This window comes from Sphingomonas sanxanigenens DSM 19645 = NX02 (genome assembly GCF_000512205.2).
Taxonomy (GTDB): domain Bacteria; phylum Pseudomonadota; class Alphaproteobacteria; order Sphingomonadales; family Sphingomonadaceae; genus Sphingomonas_D; species Sphingomonas_D sanxanigenens.
Genome location: NZ_CP006644.1, coordinates 4,846,247 through 4,862,125, shown reverse-complemented (window position 1 = coordinate 4,862,125; position 15,879 = coordinate 4,846,247). Strand labels below are relative to the sequence as shown.

Below are 15,879 nucleotides of genomic sequence, written 5' to 3'. Positions count from 1 at the left end.
AGCTTCCCTCTCCGCTGTTCGCCCTCCCCCTTAGGGCGGGGATGTTGCAAGGGAAAGGTGGCAATCGAAACCATCTCCGGCCGGCTGACGTAGCGGAACATCGTGGGCTTCGCGCAGGCCGCCGCCCTGTGTATCGAACCGCGATGACCGATGCCGCCCCCACGCCGATGATGGCGCAATATTTCACGTTGAAGGCCGAAGCGCCCGATTGCCTTTTGTTCTACCGGATGGGCGACTTTTTCGAACTGTTCTTCGACGATGCCCGCACGGCCTCCGCGATCCTCGACATCGCTCTTACCGCGCGCGGCGAGCATGCCGGGCAGCCGGTGCCGATGTGCGGCGTGCCGGCGCATTCGGCCGAGGCCTATCTCGCGCGGCTGATCAAGGCCGGGCAGCGCGTCGCCATCGCCGAGCAGGTGGAATCGCCTGCCGAGGCCAAGGCACGGGGCTCCAAGTCGCTGGTAGCGCGCGCGGTCGTCCGCGTCGTCACCGCCGGCACATTGACCGAGGAGGCACTGCTCGACTCGCGCGCGGCCAACTGGCTGGTCGCGATCGGCGAGGCGGCCGGCGGGCTCGGGCTTGCCGCCGTCGATGTCTCCACCGGCCGGTTCGAACTGGCCGCGATTACGGGCGCTACGCTCGACGCCGAGCTGGCGCGGCTCAACCCCGCGGAGATTGTGGTCGCCGAGGGTTCCGGATTCGACGGCCTCGCCCGCCCGCGCGAGGGGTTCGACAGCGCGCGCGCCGAGACGCGGCTCAAGACGCTCTACGGCGTCGCGACGCTCGACGGCTTCGGAAGCTTCTCGCGGCCCGAACTCGCGGCGGCGGGTGGGTTGCTCGCCTATCTCGACCATGCCGGCAAGGGCACCTTGCCCTTCCTCCAGCCGCCCGAACGGCGGCTGGCGGGCGGCACGATGATGATCGACGCGGCGACGCGCGAGAGCCTGGAACTCACCCGCACCGCGCAGGGCAATCGCGCGGGCAGCCTGCTCGATATCGTCGATCGCACCGTCACCGGCGCGGGCGCGCGCATGCTGGGCGCCGATCTGGCCGCGCCGCTGGTCGATCGCGCCGCCATCGCCGCCCGGCTCGGTCTCGTGCGCTTCTTCGCCGAGGACCAGACGACGCGCGACGCGATGCGCGCCAGCCTCCGGGCGCTGCCCGACGTCGGTCGGGCGCTTGGCCGTCTCGCCGCGGGGCGTGGCTCTCCGCGCGACCTCGGCCAGCTGCGTGACGGATTGTCCGCGGCGCGGTCGCTTCGTGGCGCGCTCGCCGCATCGGCGGCGCTGTCGCCGCTGCTTGCCGAACTCCTGCCGCTGCTCGACGGCCATGGCGCGCTGATCGACCAGCTTGCCGTCGCGCTGGTGCCCTCGCCGCCGATCGACGCGGCGCAAGGCGGCTATATCGCCGAGGGTTATGACGCTGCGCTCGACGAACTGCGCGCGACCGGCGGCGATGGCCGTCGCGCGATCGCAGCACTTGAGGCGCGTTATCGCGAATCGACCGGCATCGGCGCGCTCAAGATCAAGCACAACGGCGTGCTCGGCTATCATATCGAGGTGCCGGCGCGGCATGCCGACGCGCTGATGGCGGCGGATTCGGGCTTTACCCACCGCCAGACCCTCGCCGGTGTCGTCCGTTTCAACGCGCCCGATCTGCACGATGTCGCCAGCCGCGTGACGCAGGCCGGCGCGCACGCGCTGGCGGCGGAGGCCGCGCATCTCGAAGCGCTGATTGCGCTGGCAATGGAGAGCGCCGCGCCGATCGCCGCCACCGCCAACGCGCTCGCGCGGCTCGACGTCGCCGCCGGGCTCGCCGCGCGCGCGATCGAGGGCGGCTGGTGCCTGCCCGCATTCGCCGATCATCCCTGCCTCGAGATCGAGGGCGGGCGCCATCCCGTCGTCGAGGCGTCGCTCGCGCGCGCCGGCGACCGCTTCGTCGCCAATGACTGCAAGCTCTCGCCCGAGCGGCGGCTGTGGCTCGTCACCGGCCCCAATATGGGCGGCAAATCGACCTTCCTGCGCCAGAACGCGCTGATCGCGGTGCTGGCGCAGGCGGGCAGCTATGTGCCCGCGGCGCGCGCGCGGCTGGGGCTGGTGGACCGGCTGTTCAGCCGCGTCGGCGCCTCGGACAATCTCGCGCGCGGCCGGTCGACCTTCATGGTCGAGATGGTCGAGACCGCCGCGATCCTCGCGCAGGCGACGCCGCAGAGCCTGGTCATCCTCGATGAGGTCGGCCGCGGCACCAGCACCTATGACGGCCTCGCCATCGCCTGGGCGGTGGTGGAGGCGGTGCATGAGACGAACCGTTGCCGCTGCCTGTTCGCGACGCACTATCACGAACTCACACGGCTGGCCGAGCGGCTCGACGGCCTGTCATTGCACCATGTCCGCGCGCGCGAATGGAAGGGCGATCTGGTGCTGCTGCACGAGATATCCGATGGCCCTGCCGACCGCAGCTATGGCCTCGCCGTCGCCAAGCTCGCCGGCCTGCCGCCGCCGGTGATCGCCCGCGCCAAATCGGTGCTCGCGAAGCTGGAGGCCGGCCGCGCCGCGACCGGCGGGCTCGCTGCTGGGCTCGACGAACTTCCGCTGTTCGCAGCCGCCGCGGCGGCCGAGGAGGAGAAGGTCGACGCGCTGCGGGATGCGCTGGACGCGATCGACGTCGATGCCCTCAGCCCGCGCGAGGCGCTGGAGCTGATCTACCGGCTGAAGGCGTTGGCGGCGGAATGACGGCCATGGTATGACCAAGTCGTACCGATTGTTAGGAGGTTATCGATGGGAGTTGTCCGCAAGATCAGCATTGCCTTGACCGAGGAACTGGCGATGGACGTCGATCAGGCCGTCGCCAGCGGCGATTATGCGAGCAGCAGCGAGGTAATCCGCGAGGCATTGCGCCAGTGGAAGCAGCAGCGTGAGGCTGATTTGGCCCATATCGCGGAACTGCGTCGGTTGGTGCAGGAAGGGTTGGACAGCGGCGAGCCGCAGCCAGTTACCGACGCGTGGTTTGACGATATCATTGCGCGGGGCAAGGCGCGGCTGGCAGCACACAAAGTCGGCGAATGAGCCTGCCGGTTTATGCTCCGCGAGCGGACCAGGATCTGCGCGCGCTTTTCGAGATGATCGGCGCCGATGATATCGATGCTGCCGAACGGTTTATCGGGAAGATCCGGCGGTTGATTCTGCGGCTCGGAGATTTTCCGATGAGCGGCCCCGCACGGCCAGAACTGGGCGATGGCTTGCGATCGCTCAGCATCGGCGCCTACGTCATCCTCTATCGCGTGCTGGCCGATGATGTGCTGATCGTGCGCGTCGTCCACAGCGCACGCGATTTGCCACGGATCCTGCGCGACGACGCGTGACGCGGCGGTCGGCAGCCCTTATCTCCCAGCCATGTCAAATCGCTTCGATGCCCTTCCCAACCGCCGCGCGATCATCGACCGTCGCGTGCTTGCCGATGCGATCGCCGCGCTCGATCCCAAGGTGGGTGATCCCGCACTGCGCGCCGCGGTCGCCGGCCTGTTGCGCCAGGCGCTCGCCGATGGGCGCGCGGAGATCGCCAAGCGGCTGGACGAGCATCCCTCGCGCGGGCTCGAGGCGGCGAGCGGCCAGGCCTTCCTGATCGACCAGTTGCTGCGGCTGATCTTCGACTTCGTCACCCACAGCCTCTATCCGATCAACAACCCCACTGCGGGCGAACGGATCGTGCTGGTTGCGGTGGGCGGCTATGGCCGCGGCGAGATGGCGCCCTTCTCGGATGTCGACATCGCCTTCCTCACCCCCTGGAAGCAGACCGGCTGGACCGAGCAGGTCATCGAATCGATGCTCTATCTGCTGTGGGATCTCGGCCTCAAGGTGGGCCATTCCAGCCGCTCGCTCGACGAGATGGTGCGCATGGCCAAGGCGGATCTCACCATCCGCACCGCCTTGCTCGAAGGCCGCTATGTGTGGGGAGATCAGGCGCTCTACGATCAGGCGGCGGAGCGCTTCGACCGGGAGGTGATGGCGGGCACCGCGCGCACCTTCGTCGCGGAGAAGCTGGCCGAGCGCGACGCGCGCCATCGCAAGATGGGCGATAGCCGCTATGTCGTCGAACCCAATGTGAAGGAGGGGAAGGGCGGGCTGCGCGACCTCCACACCTTGTTCTGGATCGGCAAATATGTGCACAGCGTCCGCTCGGTCGCCGAGCTGGTCGATGCCGGGCTGCTCACGCGTGAGGAACTGCGCCGCTTCCAGCGCGCCGAAAACTTCCTGTGGGCGGTGCGGTGCCATCTTCACGCGCTGTCCGGCCGCGGCGAGGACCGGCTGACGTTCGACGTCCAGCGCGAGATCGCGGTCAAGATGCGCTATGCCGACCGGCCGGGGAAGAGCGCGGTCGAGCGCTTCATGCAGCATTATTTCCTGACCGCGAAGCAGGTGGGCGATGTCACCGGCCTGTTCCTCGCGCATCTCGACGAGCAGCACGCCGCGCGCGGCCGCCGCTTCGGCCTGCCCGCGATCATGCGCCGCGCGCCCAAGAAGCTCGAGGGTTTCGTGCTCGATCGCGGCAGGCTCGCGCTGCCGTCCGAGGATTTCTTCCAGGAAGATCCGGTGCGGTTGATCCAGATCTTCGCGCTGGCCGACGAGCAGGGGCTGGAGATCCATCCGCTGGCGATGCGTGCCGCCTCGCGGGATGCGCGGCGGATCGACAATGGCGTGCGCCGCGACCGCCGCGCCAACGCCTTCTTCATGGATGTACTGACCTCGCCGCGTGACCCCGAGACGGTGCTGCGCTGGATGAACGAGGCGAGCGTGTTCGGCCGCTTCGTGCCCGACTTCGGCCGCGTCGTCGCGCAGATGCAGTTCGACATGTATCATCACTACACCGTCGACGAGCACACGGTGCGCGCGATCGGCCTGCTTTCGAAGATCGAGAAGGGCGCGCTCGAAACCGATCATCCGCTTGCGACCGCGATCATGGATCAGATCGTCTCGCGGCGGGTGCTCTACGTCGCGGTGCTGCTGCACGACATCGCAAAGGGCCGCGCCGGCGACCACAGCGTGCTCGGCGCGGAGGTGGCGCTCAAGCTCTGCCCGCGCTTCGGCATGACCCCGGCCGAGACCGAGACCGTCGCCTGGCTTGTCCGCCGCCATCTGCTGATGTCCGCCACCGCGTTCAAGCGCGACCTCTCGGATTTCAAGACGGTGCTCGATTTCGTCCAGGCGGTGCAGTCTCCCGAGCGGCTCCGCTTGCTGCTGGTGCTGACCGTGGTCGATATCCGCGCGGTCGGCCCCGGGGTGTGGAACGGCTGGAAGCGCCAGCTCCTCTCCGACCTCTATGACGCGGCGGAGGAAGTGCTGCGGCTGGGCCACAAGCAGCGCGGCCGCGGCGAACGCGTCGTTGCCAAGCAGGCGGAACTCAGGAGGCTGCTCGGCTGGACCGACGAGGCGTTCGACGCGCTCGTCAGGCGCCTGCCCGAATCCTACTGGATCGCCGAATCGGTCGATGTGCTCGAACGCAATGCGAAGCAGGTTGCGGAAGCGGATGTGCCGCTCTCGATCGCGGCACAGGTCTATCCGGCCCGCGACGCGACCCTCGTGACCGTCTATGCCAGCGACCATCCCGGCTTGTTCTACCGGATCGCCGGTGCCATCCACCTCGCCGGCGCCAGCATCATCGACGCACGCATCCACACCACGCGCGACGGCATGGCGCTCGATAACTTCCTTGTGCAGGATCAGCGCGGCGGCCCGTTCGACGGGGAAGACCGGCTGCAGCGGATCGTCCGCACGATCGAGGATGCGCTGGCCAATCGCAACCGCCTCAACGAGCGGCTGCAGGCGCGGCCGCTCGCCAAGATCCGCGCGGAGGCCTTCTCGATCGAGCCGGTGGTGCTGATCGATAACAAGGCGTCGAACCGCTACACGGTGATCGAGGTCAACGCGCGCGACCGGCCGGCGCTGCTCAATGCGCTGGCCTATGCGCTGTTCCAGTCGAAGGTCACGATCCACTCGGCGCACATCGCCACCTATGGCGAGCGCGCGGTCGATACCTTCTACATAACCGACCTGATCGGCGACAAGATCGACGGCGCGCTGCGGCTCCAGGCGCTGGAGACGCGGCTGCTCGACGCCGCGGCGGGTCGGGAGAGCGAGCTGGAGGCGGCGTAGCAGCGCCCCTCCCCGCGCGGGGAGGGGCGCCTGGCACTCAGTGCCCCGCCTGCTCCCCGCGCGCGATGTGCGACAGTTCGAGCTGCGTGTCGATCTGCTTCAGCAGCCGTTCCAGCCCGGCCTCGTCCTTCGCCTCGGCACGCGCCACCAGCACGTCCTGGGTGTTGGAGGCGCGCAGCAGCCACCAGCCGTCGGGGGTGTTCACGCGCGCGCCGTCGGTGCGGTTGATGTCGGCGCCGTCGGCTTCCAGCCGCTGCAGCACTTCCTCGATCACCGCGAACTTGCGCGATTCGTCGACCTGGAAGCGCATTTCCGGCGTGTTGACCATTGCCGGCATCGCATCCTTGAGCTCGGTCAGCGACTTGCCGCTGTGCCGCACCGCGCCCATCAACCGCACCGCCGCATAGATCGCGTCGTCGAAGCCGTAATAATCCCAGGCGAAGAAGATGTGGCCGCTCATCTCGCCGCCGAGCGGGCTGTCGACTTCCTTCATCTTCGCCTTGATTAGGCTGTGGCCGGTCTTCCACATCAGCGGCTTGCCACCGAGTTCGGCGACGCGGTCGTAGAGCGCCTGGCTGGTCTTCACATCGGCGATGATGGTGCCGCCGGGAACCGCCTTCAGCACCGGCTCGGCGAGGATCCCCAGCAGCTGGTCGCCCCACACCACGCGGCCCTTGCCGTCGATCGCGCCGATGCGATCGCCGTCGCCGTCGAAGCCGATGCCGAAGTCGAGCCCCTTCTCGGCGACCAATGCCTTGAGGTCGACGAGGTTCTTCTCCTCGGTGGGATCGGGATGGTGGTTGGGGAAGTCGCCGTCGACATCGGTGTAGAGCAGGTGATGCTCGCCGGGCAGGAACTTCACCAGCTTCTCGATCACCGGGCCCGCAGCACCGTTGCCCGCGTCCCACGCCACCTTGAAGGCACCGCCCTGATAGCCGGCGATCAGCCGGTCGACATACATGTCCATGATGTCGGCGTTGGTGACGGTGCCTTCGCCCTCTTCCCAGTCGCCCTCGGCCGCCATCGTGCCGATCTTCAGGATGTCCTCACCGAAGAAGGGGCGGTGCTGGAACACCATCTTGAAGCCGTTATAGTCGGGCGGGTTGTGGCTGCCGGTGATCATGATGCCGCCATCGACCTCGAGCACGGCTTCGGCATAATAGAGCATCGGGGTGGGACCGAGGCCGACGCGGACGACGTCGATGCCGCTCGCGATCAGGCCCTGCACCAGCGCCGCCTCCAGCAGCGGCGACGAATGACGGCCGTCATAGCCCACGGCGGCGCGGGTGCCGCCGGCGCGACGCAGCAGCGTGCCGAAGCCGCGGCCGATCGCGGTGGCATCCGCCGGGTTCAGCGTCTTCCCGACGATCCCGCGAATGTCATATTCGCGCAGCGTCGTTGGGTCGAACTTGTGGCTCATCGATGGACTCCGTCAGGCTCGGGGTGGGGAATCGCTGGTCGCGGCCCGCAATAGCAGGTCGCGCGCCAAATTGGTTCTGCGGGCGAGCTCTTCGGTGCCGCCGGCGTCGGGGTGGACGCGCGCGATGATGCGCCGGTGCGCGGCGCGGATCATCGCCGCATCGGCACCGGCCGGCAGGTCGAGCAGCCGGCGGGCCTCGTCGATGCCCATATCCTCGCCGTGCGCCGGCGGCCGGGGCGGTCGCACCCGCTTTGGCCGCGGGCGCACCGCGAGCCAGACCGCCACGATGAGCAGCCCGAGGAAGAGCAGCTTGGCCACGTCAGGCCGCGCGCGTTACCGCGTCCGGCAGTGCCAGCGCGGCGATCATCTCGCGCAGCTCCTGCCGCGCGGCGATGTGACCGAGCCCGACTTCGGGAATCTGGGCGAAATCCAGCAGCGTCAGCCCGCTGGGGAACAGCTCGCGATAGATCACGCGTTCCGACAGCCCCGGGATCACCCGGAAGCCCACGCGGCGCGAGAGCTCGTCGAGCGCGCTGCCCACCCGGCGCATGTTGCGCGCCTCCAGCTGCTGCAGGCGGTTGCGCAGCACCACCCAGTCGATCGTGCCGCCGTCGCGCTTGGCGCGCTCCTTGCGGGCATCCCAGATCAGCTCGGCATAGAAGCTCAGCCGCTTCACCTTGTAGCTGTCGGGATCGACCTGGCCGATCAGGTCGAAATCGACGAAGCTGTCGTTCATCGGCGTGACCAGCGTGTTCGCCCGGCTGGCGGCGAGGCGCGCATAGGGATCGTCACGGCCCGGCGTGTCGATGACGATGAACTCCATGCCCTCGCTGAGCGTGGCGATCTGCTCTTCGAGGTCTTCCGTCGTGCTGCCCTTGAAGGTGCCGTGGCGCACGGTGGGCAGCGTGACGCCGACCTTGCGGCAGGTCGCGTCGCGATTCTCGATATAGCGCGCGGTGGTCCGCTGCCGGCTGTCGAGATCGAGGGCTGCGACGCGGCGGCCGGCGGACGCCAATGCGATCGCGACATGCACCGCGGTGGTGGATTTGCCTGTGCCACCCTTCTCGTTGGCGAACACGATGAAATGAACCGAATTGGCCGACATCAACGCTCGCGACTCCGGTTGGCCCCATCTGCCTCTTGATCGGGGCTTCCGCGCCCCCCATAGACGCGGCCCCGCCCATATCGAAGGCCGCCCCACCGTGCAAATCATCCGTCAGAAAAAGGCGCTGGACGAAGCCCTCGCCGCCTTTCGGAGCGAAGGGCACCGCGTCGCGCTCGTTCCCACCATGGGCGCGCTCCACGATGGCCATATGGCCTTGATCGAGGAAGGAAAGTTGCGCGCGCAGCGGGTCGTCGCCTCGATCTTCGTCAACCCGAAGCAGTTCGGCGCGAACGAGGATCTGAGCGGCTATCCCCGCCGCGAGATGAAGGATGCGGAGATGCTGCGCGCCGCCGGCTGCGCGCTGCTGTGGGCGCCTGCGGTCGAGGAAATGTATCCGGAGGGGTTCGACACCAATATTTCGGTGGGCGGCGTCAGCGCCGATCTCGACGGCGCCTCGCGCCCGGGCCATTTCGACGGCGTCGCGACGGTCGTCACCAAGCTGTTCAACCAGATCCGCCCGGACGTGGCGCTGTTCGGCGAGAAGGATTTCCAGCAACTCGCGGTCATCCGCCGGATGGTGACCGACCTCGACATCGGGATCGAGATCGTCGGCGTGCCCACCCAGCGCGACGTCGACGGCCTCGCTTTGTCATCGCGCAACGCCTATCTCGACGACGCCGAACGCCTGGCGGCCCGCGCGATGCCGCGCGCGCTGGGTGAGGCGGCGGCGGCGATCGCGGCGGGCCATGATGTCGGCGAGGCGATCGAACGTGCCCGCGCGACGCTCGCCAGGGCGGGGTTCGATCCGATCGACTATGTCGAACTGCGCGATGCCGAGACGCTGGCGCCGGTCGATCGGGTAGAGCGGCCCGCGCGGCTGCTGGCGGCGGCGCGGATCGGCGCCGCCCGGCTGATCGACAATCTGGCGATCGCCCCGGCGGCGGCCGCGGAGTAGGAGCCTCTTCCGTTCGTCCCTTGCATCTTGCGGTCAGCCCGATCTGGTAGTCCAGAAGGGCGACCGCCGGGGGTGGCCACCCCCGGCGGTCGGACGGACGGGACCGAGTGTCCCTTGGTTCGAGCCGTAGTCGAGATCGGTCCGTCCGTCCCTTCAAGTCTGGCCTGAACAGATGAAGGGGAGCAAGTCCCGTATGCAAGGAAAGGTCGAGGACAAGTCGCTGCCGGAGGTCCATGTCGGCGTCGATGTGAGCAAGGCCAATTTGGACATCCACATTCACCCGGTGGGCGAGCAGCTGCGGGTGAGCAACGACAGTGCCGGGCATGACCGCCTGGTCGAGGTGCTCGGCCGGTTCGCGGTGAAGCTGGTGCTGATGGAGCCGACGTCGCGCTATCATCGGGACGTCCAACGCCATCTGCATGATGCCGGACTGCCGGTGGCGCTCGTCAATCCGCTGAGGGCCAGGCTGTTCGCCGAGGCTGCCGGCAAACTCGCCAAGACCGATGCGATCGATGCCGCCATGCTGGCATTGATGGCCGATCGCTTCGGCCTCTCGGCATCCGAGCCGGTGAGCCGGCGGCAGGAGGAGCTTCAGGAACTCGTCAGCGCCCGCACCGCGGCGCTCGCCGAACAGACCGCGCTGCGCAACAGGCTCAGCGTCACGCAGGGCAGCTTCCTCAAGAGCGAACATAAAAGAAGGCTGAGCTCGATCGCCACGCATATCGATCGCATCGAGGTGAAGATCGAGGAACTGATCAAGGCTGATGCCGAGATGACGCGCAAAGCCAAAATCCTGCGATCCATCCCCGCCATCGGCCCCATCAGCACCCAGGCCTTCCTCTCATACCTCCACGAACTCGGCCGCATTACCAACAAGCAGGCCGCAGCCCTCGTCGGCCTCGCGCCCTTCGCCCGCGACAGCGGCGGCATGCGCGGCAAGCGATCCATACGCGGCGGACGCGCCGAGCTCAGATCCACCCTCTACATGGCCGCGCTCGTCGCCAGCCGCCGCAACCCCGACTTGAAGCGCTTCTACGATGGCCTTCTCGCGCGCGGAAAAGCTCCAAAGCTCGCCCTCATCGCCGTCGCACGAAAACTCGTCGCGCTTGCCAACACCCTCATCACCAAAAATCGCGTGTGGGCGCCCAAACCCGCTTGACCTGGAAGACAGATGCTCGACTTCGCTCGGGACGAACGGAAAGGGGGAGGGCGCCGAGGCCCCTCCGCACCCTTACTGCTTCAGCCGATACCCCGTCCTGAAGATCCACACGATGATCGCCAGGCACACCAGCATGAACGCGCCGGTGAAGGCGAGGCTGAGCCCGACGCTCACGTCGCCGGCGCCGTAGAAGCTCCAGCGGAAGCCGCTGACCAGATAGACCACCGGGTTGAACAGGCTGACCGTGCGCCACACGCCGGGCAGCATGTCGATCGAGTAGAACGCGCCGCCGAGGAAGGTCAGCGGCGTCACGATCAGCGTCGGGATGAAGCTCAGCTGCTCGAACCCTTCCGCCCAGATGCCGATGATGAAGCCCATCATGCTGAACGTGACCGAGGTCAGCACCAGGAAGGTGATCATCGCCAGCGGATGATCGATCCTGACGGGCACGAAGAAGGTCGCGGTCAGGAGGATGATCAGGCCGATCACGATCGACTTGGTCGCCGCCGCGCCGACATAGGCGATCACCGCCTCGGCGGGGGAGATCGGGGCGGACAGCAGCTCGAAGATCGTGCCGGTCCATTTGGGGAAATAGATGCCGATCGAGGCGTTCGACAGGCTCTGCGTCAGCAGGGTGAGCATGATCAGGCCGGGGACGATGAACGCGCCATATTGGACGCCGTCCACCTCCTGCATGCGCGATCCGATCGCGCCGCCGAAGACGATGAAATAGAGCGCGGTGGTGATCACCGGCGCGGCGATCGACTGCCACAAGGTGCGCAGCGTCCGCGCCATCTCGAAGCGATAGAGCGCCCAGGTACCCAGAAGATTCATTCCGCCGCCTCCGCGCGTTCGACCAGGTCGACGAAGATGTCCTCCAGCGAGCTCTTCTCCATGTCGAGATCGCTGAAGCCGATGCCGAGATCGTGGAGCGCGCGCAGCAGCCCAGGGATGCCGGTCTCCTCCTCGCGCGCGTCGAAGGTGTAGACCAGCAGCGTGCCCTCCGCCTCGAGGCGCAGATCCCAGCGCGCGAGCGCGGCGGGGATCGCCGCCAGCGGTGCCTCCAGCGTCAGGGTCAGCCGCCGCTTGCCGAGCTTGCGCATCAGCGCGGCCTTTTCCTCGACGAGGATGATGCGGCCCTTGTCGATCACGCCGACGCGGTCGGCCATCTCCTCGGCCTCCTCGATATAATGGGTGGTCAGGATGATGGTGACGCCGCGCTCGCGCAGCGACCGCACCAGCTTCCACATGTCCCGCCTGAGCGAAACGTCGACGCCCGCGGTCGGCTCGTCGAGGAACAGGATCTCGGGCTCGTGCGCCAGCGCCTTGGCGATCAGCACGCGCCGCTTCATGCCGCCGGAGAGCGTCATGATCTTGGCGTCGCGCTTTTCCCAGAGCGAAAGATCCTTGAGCAGTTGCTCGACGAACGGCTTGTTCGGCGCCTTGCCGAACAGGCCGCGCGAATGATTGACCGTCGCCCAGACGCTCTCGAACGTCTCGGTCGAAAGCTCCTGCGGCACCAGCCCGATCCGCGCGCGCGCGCGCCGCCAGTCGCGGACATTGTCATGCCCGTCGACCAGGATCGTGCCCGACGTCGCGTTGACGACGCCGCAGATGATGCCGATCAGCGTCGTCTTGCCGGCGCCGTTCGGCCCCAGCAATGCGAAGATCTCACCCTTGGCGATTTCGAGGTCGATGTCGCGGAGCGCGACCTGACCGGATTTGTAGGTCTTGCCGACACCCGCGACGGCAATCACCGGTTGCATGGAATTTCCCCTGCTGGACGTTCGCGCCCAATTAGGGAGTGCCCGCTATGCTTTCAATCGACACCTGTCGAAAGAGGCGCGCGCGCCCAGCCATCGGCGGCCGGCTTCACGCCGGCCAGGAAGGCGGCGGCGCTGGCGCGATAGGCATCCTGCTGCGCCGGCTTCATCCGGTGCCAGGTCGCGTACATGGTGCGCATCCGCGGATTGTCGCGGAAGCGGGCCTCGTGCCGCGCCAGGAAATCCCAGTAGAGCGCGTTGAAGGGGCAGGCGTCCGGGCCGGTCTTGGCCTTCACGTCGAAACGGCAACGGCCGCAATGATCGGACATCCGGTTGATGTAGGCGCCGCCCGCCGCATAGGGCTTGGAGCCGAGCAGGCCGCCATCGGCATATTGGCTCATGCCGACGACGTTGGGCAGCTCCACCCACTCATAGGCATCGGCGTAGACCACCAGGAACCAGTCGGAAATCGCCTTGGGGTCGACGCCGGCGAGCATCGCGAAGTTGCCCAGGACCATCAGCCGCTGGATGTGGTGCGACCAGCCCTCGCGCCGGGTGACGTCCACCGCGGCGGCCAGGCAGCGCATGTCGGTCTCGCCGGTCCAGTAGAATTCTGGCAGCGGCCGGTCCGCGCCGAGGGCGTTGGCTTCGGCATAGTCCGGCATGTGCATCCAGTAGACGCCGCGCACATATTCGCGCCAGCCGATGATCTGCCGGATGAAGCCTTCCGCGGCGTTCAGCGGCACCCGGCCTTCGCGCCAGGCACGCTCCGCGGCCTCGGCGACTTCGCGCGCCACCAGCAGCCCGCAATTGAGCGCCGGCGACAGCATGGAATGGTAGAGCTGGTCCTGCCCCTCCACCATCGCGTCCTGGTAATCGCCGAAATCCGGCAGCGCCGCCGCGATGAATTGGTCCAGTGCGGCCAGCGCCTGGGCGCGGGTGACCGGCAGCGCGAACGGCTCCAGTGCGCCGAAATGATCGCCGAAACGCCGCGCGACGAGATCGAGCACGGCGCGGGTGATCGCATCGGGCGGGAAGCGGGCAGGCGCCGGATAGTTCAGCCCGCGCGGCGGCGTCTTGCGGTTTTCCGCGTCATAGTTCCAGCGGCCGCCGGCCGGCTGGCCGTCGTCCATCAGCAGGCCGGTCTGCCGGCGCATGTCGCGGTAGAAATATTCCATGGTGAGCGCCTGCCGGCGGGAGGCCCAGCGCCGGAACGCCGGGATCGAGCAGAGGAAGCGATCGTCCCTGAGGATGCGGACGGGCAGGCCGAAGCGCGCTTCCCAGCCGTCGATCATCTGCTGGACGCGCCACTCGCCGGGCTGGACGATGCGGATCTCGCTAGGGCGGTGACGCTCGACTGCCGCCGCGAGCGCGCCGGTGAAGCTGCCGCTGTTCGCCGGATCTTCGAGCTCGATATAGTCCACCCGCCAGCCCTGTTCGCGCAGGTCGGCGGCGAAATGGCGCATCGCCGAAAGGATGAGCGCGATCTTCTTGGGATGATGCCGGACATAGACCGTCTCTTCCGAAACCTCGGCCATCAGCACGACGGCATCGGCGGGAGAGAGGTCGCGCAGCGAGGCGATGCCGGGCGACAACTGGTCGCCGAGAATGAAGATCAGGACCGGCGCAGGCTCAGGCACGCAGCGCCTTCAGCGCGGCGCCGGTCGCGAACGGCGCGGCCGCCGTCAGCAACAGGCTTGACGCTGCGAGCAGCTTGAACGCGCTCGTATCGACGGCGCTCAGGGCGCCGGCGCCGAAGATGAGCACCGGCACCGCCAGCGGCAGCATCAGCAGCCCGGCCAGCGCGCCGGCGCCGCGCAGTCCCGCGGTCAGCGCGCTTGCGGTCAGCCCCAGCGCCGCAAGCGCGGGCGTGCCGAGTGCCAGGCCGAGTTCCAGCCGACCGAGGCTCGTGCCGTCCAGCCGCAGCAGCGCGCTTGCCGGGATCGCCGCGATCATCAGCGGCGGCCCGAACGACAGCCAGTGCGCGATCATCTTGGCCGCCGCCACAGCCTCGTCGCTCAGCCCGCGGATCGCATATTGATCGAGCACGCCGGCATCGCGGTCGGGCGCGACCAGCCGGTCGACCGGCAGCAGCGCGGCGAGCAGGGCGGCGATCCACAGCACGCCGCCGCCGGTGCGCTCCAGCAGCCGTCCGTCGGGGCCGACCGCGAACGGAAAGAGGATCGCCACCAGCAGGAAGAACAGCACCGGCAGCCACATGCCGCCGCGCAGCGCCAGCGCGAGGTCGCGCCGGACGATCTCGGTCCAGGCGATCATGCGCCCAGCCCCAGCGGATCGGCATCGTCGGCAAGCGGCGGTGGCGGCGCGAGCGGCAGCTCGATCGCGTCGTCGAGGCCGATGTCCTGGTGCGTCGCGGCAAGGATGAGTCCGCCGGCACGGCGATGCTCGGCCATCGCCTCCGCCAGCAGCGCGCGCGACGCGGCGTCAAGGCCGTTGGCGGGCTCATCGAGCAGCCAGATCGGGGCCGCCGCCGCGATCACGCGTGCCAATGTGGCGCGCTTGCGCTGGCCGGTCGAGAGCATCCGCACCGGGATCTCGGCGAGGTGCGCAAGGTCCATGCGCCCCATCGCCGCCGTCACCCTGCCGCCGGTGCCGCCATCGATCCGCGACCAGAACAGCAGGGCCTCCGCCAGCGGCAGCGCCGGATCGAGCGCGGTGCGCTCGTCGGCGAGCGCGACCGTGCCGGTCCGATCGACGCGACCGGCGAAGACGGGCAGCAGCCCGGCAGCAAGGCGCAGCAGGCTGGACTTGCCGACGCCGTTGGGGCCGGTCACCAGCGCCGCGGCGCCGCTGCCGAGCGCGAAGTCGAGCCCGCGGAACAGCACCCGGCCGCCGCGCACGCAGGCGACGCCATCGAAGGCGAGCGCGGGCGCCGGCAGCAGTGCCGTCATCCGGCGTCATCCTCCAGCGCGTGCATATCCGCGTCGGACAGGCCGAAATGATGGCCGACCTCATGGATCAGCACGTGCGCGACGAGACGGTCCAGCGTCTCGCCGTCCGCGATCCATTCATCGAGGATCGGGCGGCGATAGAGGTGGATGATGTCCGGCAGCGCGCCGCTGTCGCTGACGCTCTTCTCCCCGAGCGGGCGGCCCGAATAGAGCCCGGTCAGGTCGAACGGATCCTCGATCCCCAGTTCGTCGAGGACCGCGTCCTCGGCGAAGTCGGTCACCCGGATCACCACCGCGCCCAGATGCGCGCGGAACGCCGCGGGCAGCCGGTTCAGCGTATCGATCGCGATCGCCTCGATGGCCGCGGCATCGGGCGCGCGCCGCCCTCCGGATTGACTTTGCTTCATAGGCTTCGC

General features: G+C 68.3%; 15 protein-coding genes. 6 read left to right on the top strand and 9 right to left on the bottom strand.

What is annotated here, in order from left to right:
• Positions 1–167 precede the first annotated feature (167 nt).
• The 4 genes from mutS to NX02_RS22265 are packed head-to-tail and all read left to right on the top strand — an operon-like array spanning position 168 to position 6,149.
• The gene (mutS, locus tag NX02_RS22280) at positions 168–2,732 is read left to right on the top strand and encodes a DNA mismatch repair protein MutS (protein WP_025294375.1); all 2,565 of its coding nucleotides are present in this window, start codon (positions 168–170) and stop codon (positions 2,730–2,732) included.
• A 45-nt stretch (positions 2,733–2,777) separates the two neighbouring features.
• The gene (locus tag NX02_RS22275; protein WP_025294374.1) at positions 2,778–3,065 is read left to right on the top strand and encodes a type II toxin-antitoxin system ParD family antitoxin; all 288 of its coding nucleotides are present in this window, start codon (positions 2,778–2,780) and stop codon (positions 3,063–3,065) included.
• A complete protein-coding gene (locus NX02_RS22270; protein ID WP_025294373.1) occupies positions 3,062–3,361 on the top strand; it encodes a type II toxin-antitoxin system RelE/ParE family toxin in 300 nt (99 codons plus the stop codon). Before NX02_RS22275 ends, NX02_RS22270 begins: the two co-directional genes overlap by 4 nt.
• Positions 3,362–3,392: 31 nt before the next feature.
• On the top strand, positions 3,393–6,149 hold the full coding sequence (locus NX02_RS22265) for a [protein-PII] uridylyltransferase (protein WP_025294372.1): 2,757 nt from the start codon (positions 3,393–3,395) through the stop codon (positions 6,147–6,149).
• A gap of 37 nt (positions 6,150–6,186) precedes the next feature.
• Here the strand turns inward: NX02_RS22265 and pgmG are convergent, their stop codons facing one another.
• Genes pgmG through NX02_RS22250 form a run of 3 tightly spaced genes read right to left on the bottom strand, consistent with a single transcriptional unit; the run spans position 6,187 to position 8,674 of the window.
• The gene (gene pgmG / locus NX02_RS22260; protein ID WP_025294371.1) at positions 6,187–7,569 is read right to left on the bottom strand and encodes a phosphoglucomutase/phosphomannomutase PgmG; all 1,383 of its coding nucleotides are present in this window, start codon (positions 7,567–7,569) and stop codon (positions 6,187–6,189) included.
• 12 nt (positions 7,570–7,581) lie between these two features.
• Positions 7,582–7,887, bottom strand: a complete 306-nt coding sequence (locus NX02_RS22255) for a J domain-containing protein (protein ID WP_025294370.1) — start codon at positions 7,885–7,887, stop codon at positions 7,582–7,584.
• A gap of 1 nt (position 7,888) precedes the next feature.
• Positions 7,889–8,674, bottom strand: a complete 786-nt coding sequence (locus tag NX02_RS22250; protein WP_025294369.1) for a division plane positioning ATPase MipZ — start codon at positions 8,672–8,674, stop codon at positions 7,889–7,891.
• 97 nt (positions 8,675–8,771) lie between these two features.
• Here NX02_RS22250 and panC point away from each other — a divergent pair, with 97 nt between their 5' ends.
• Positions 8,772–9,629: a pantoate--beta-alanine ligase gene (panC, locus tag NX02_RS22245; RefSeq protein WP_025294368.1), complete on the top strand. Its 858-nt coding sequence runs from the start codon at positions 8,772–8,774 to the stop codon at positions 9,627–9,629.
• A gap of 193 nt (positions 9,630–9,822) precedes the next feature.
• A complete protein-coding gene (locus tag NX02_RS22240; RefSeq protein WP_025290252.1) occupies positions 9,823–10,788 on the top strand; it encodes an IS110 family RNA-guided transposase in 966 nt (321 codons plus the stop codon).
• 72 nt (positions 10,789–10,860) lie between these two features.
• Here NX02_RS22240 and NX02_RS22235 read toward each other — a convergent pair whose 3' ends face one another.
• The 6 genes from NX02_RS22235 to NX02_RS22210 are packed head-to-tail and all read right to left on the bottom strand — an operon-like array spanning position 10,861 to position 15,870.
• On the bottom strand, positions 10,861–11,622 hold the full coding sequence (locus tag NX02_RS22235) for an ABC transporter permease (protein ID WP_025294367.1): 762 nt from the start codon (positions 11,620–11,622) through the stop codon (positions 10,861–10,863).
• The gene (locus tag NX02_RS22230) at positions 11,619–12,554 is read right to left on the bottom strand and encodes an ABC transporter ATP-binding protein (RefSeq protein WP_025294366.1); all 936 of its coding nucleotides are present in this window, start codon (positions 12,552–12,554) and stop codon (positions 11,619–11,621) included. The genes NX02_RS22235 and NX02_RS22230 overlap by 4 nt, the downstream gene beginning before the upstream one ends.
• A 53-nt stretch (positions 12,555–12,607) precedes the next feature.
• Positions 12,608–14,191, bottom strand: a complete 1,584-nt coding sequence (locus NX02_RS22225; protein ID WP_025294365.1) for a cryptochrome/photolyase family protein — start codon at positions 14,189–14,191, stop codon at positions 12,608–12,610.
• Positions 14,184–14,828, bottom strand: coding sequence for a heme exporter protein CcmB (gene ccmB / locus NX02_RS22220; RefSeq protein ID WP_025294364.1), 645 nt, complete (start codon positions 14,826–14,828; stop codon positions 14,184–14,186). The genes NX02_RS22225 and ccmB overlap by 8 nt, the downstream gene beginning before the upstream one ends.
• Positions 14,825–15,463, bottom strand: coding sequence for a heme ABC exporter ATP-binding protein CcmA (ccmA, locus tag NX02_RS22215; RefSeq protein ID WP_047099842.1), 639 nt, complete (start codon positions 15,461–15,463; stop codon positions 14,825–14,827). Before ccmA ends, ccmB begins: the two co-directional genes overlap by 4 nt.
• Complete coding sequence (locus NX02_RS22210) at positions 15,460–15,870, bottom strand: metallopeptidase family protein (protein WP_025294362.1); 411 nt, start codon at positions 15,868–15,870, stop codon at positions 15,460–15,462. The genes ccmA and NX02_RS22210 overlap by 4 nt, the downstream gene beginning before the upstream one ends.
• Between the last annotated feature and the right edge of the window lie 9 nt (positions 15,871–15,879).

Coding starts and splice junctions, on each gene's coding strand:
- mutS (WP_025294375.1), top strand. CDS start 168: ATGATGGCGCAATATTTCACGTTGAAGGCCGAAGCGCCCGATTGCCTT.
- NX02_RS22275 (WP_025294374.1), top strand. CDS start 2,778: ATGGGAGTTGTCCGCAAGATCAGCATTGCCTTGACCGAGGAACTGGCG.
- NX02_RS22270 (WP_025294373.1), top strand. CDS start 3,062: ATGAGCCTGCCGGTTTATGCTCCGCGAGCGGACCAGGATCTGCGCGCG.
- NX02_RS22265 (WP_025294372.1), top strand. CDS start 3,393: ATGTCAAATCGCTTCGATGCCCTTCCCAACCGCCGCGCGATCATCGAC.
- pgmG (WP_025294371.1), bottom strand. CDS start 7,569: ATGAGCCACAAGTTCGACCCAACGACGCTGCGCGAATATGACATTCGC.
- NX02_RS22250 (WP_025294369.1), bottom strand. CDS start 8,674: ATGTCGGCCAATTCGGTTCATTTCATCGTGTTCGCCAACGAGAAGGGT.
- NX02_RS22240 (WP_025290252.1), top strand. CDS start 9,823: ATGCAAGGAAAGGTCGAGGACAAGTCGCTGCCGGAGGTCCATGTCGGC.
- NX02_RS22235 (WP_025294367.1), bottom strand. CDS start 11,622: ATGAATCTTCTGGGTACCTGGGCGCTCTATCGCTTCGAGATGGCGCGG.
- NX02_RS22230 (WP_025294366.1), bottom strand. CDS start 12,554: ATGCAACCGGTGATTGCCGTCGCGGGTGTCGGCAAGACCTACAAATCC.
- ccmB (WP_025294364.1), bottom strand. CDS start 14,828: ATGATCGCCTGGACCGAGATCGTCCGGCGCGACCTCGCGCTGGCGCTG.
- ccmA (WP_047099842.1), bottom strand. CDS start 15,463: ATGACGGCACTGCTGCCGGCGCCCGCGCTCGCCTTCGATGGCGTCGCC.
- NX02_RS22210 (WP_025294362.1), bottom strand. CDS start 15,870: ATGAAGCAAAGTCAATCCGGAGGGCGGCGCGCGCCCGATGCCGCGGCC.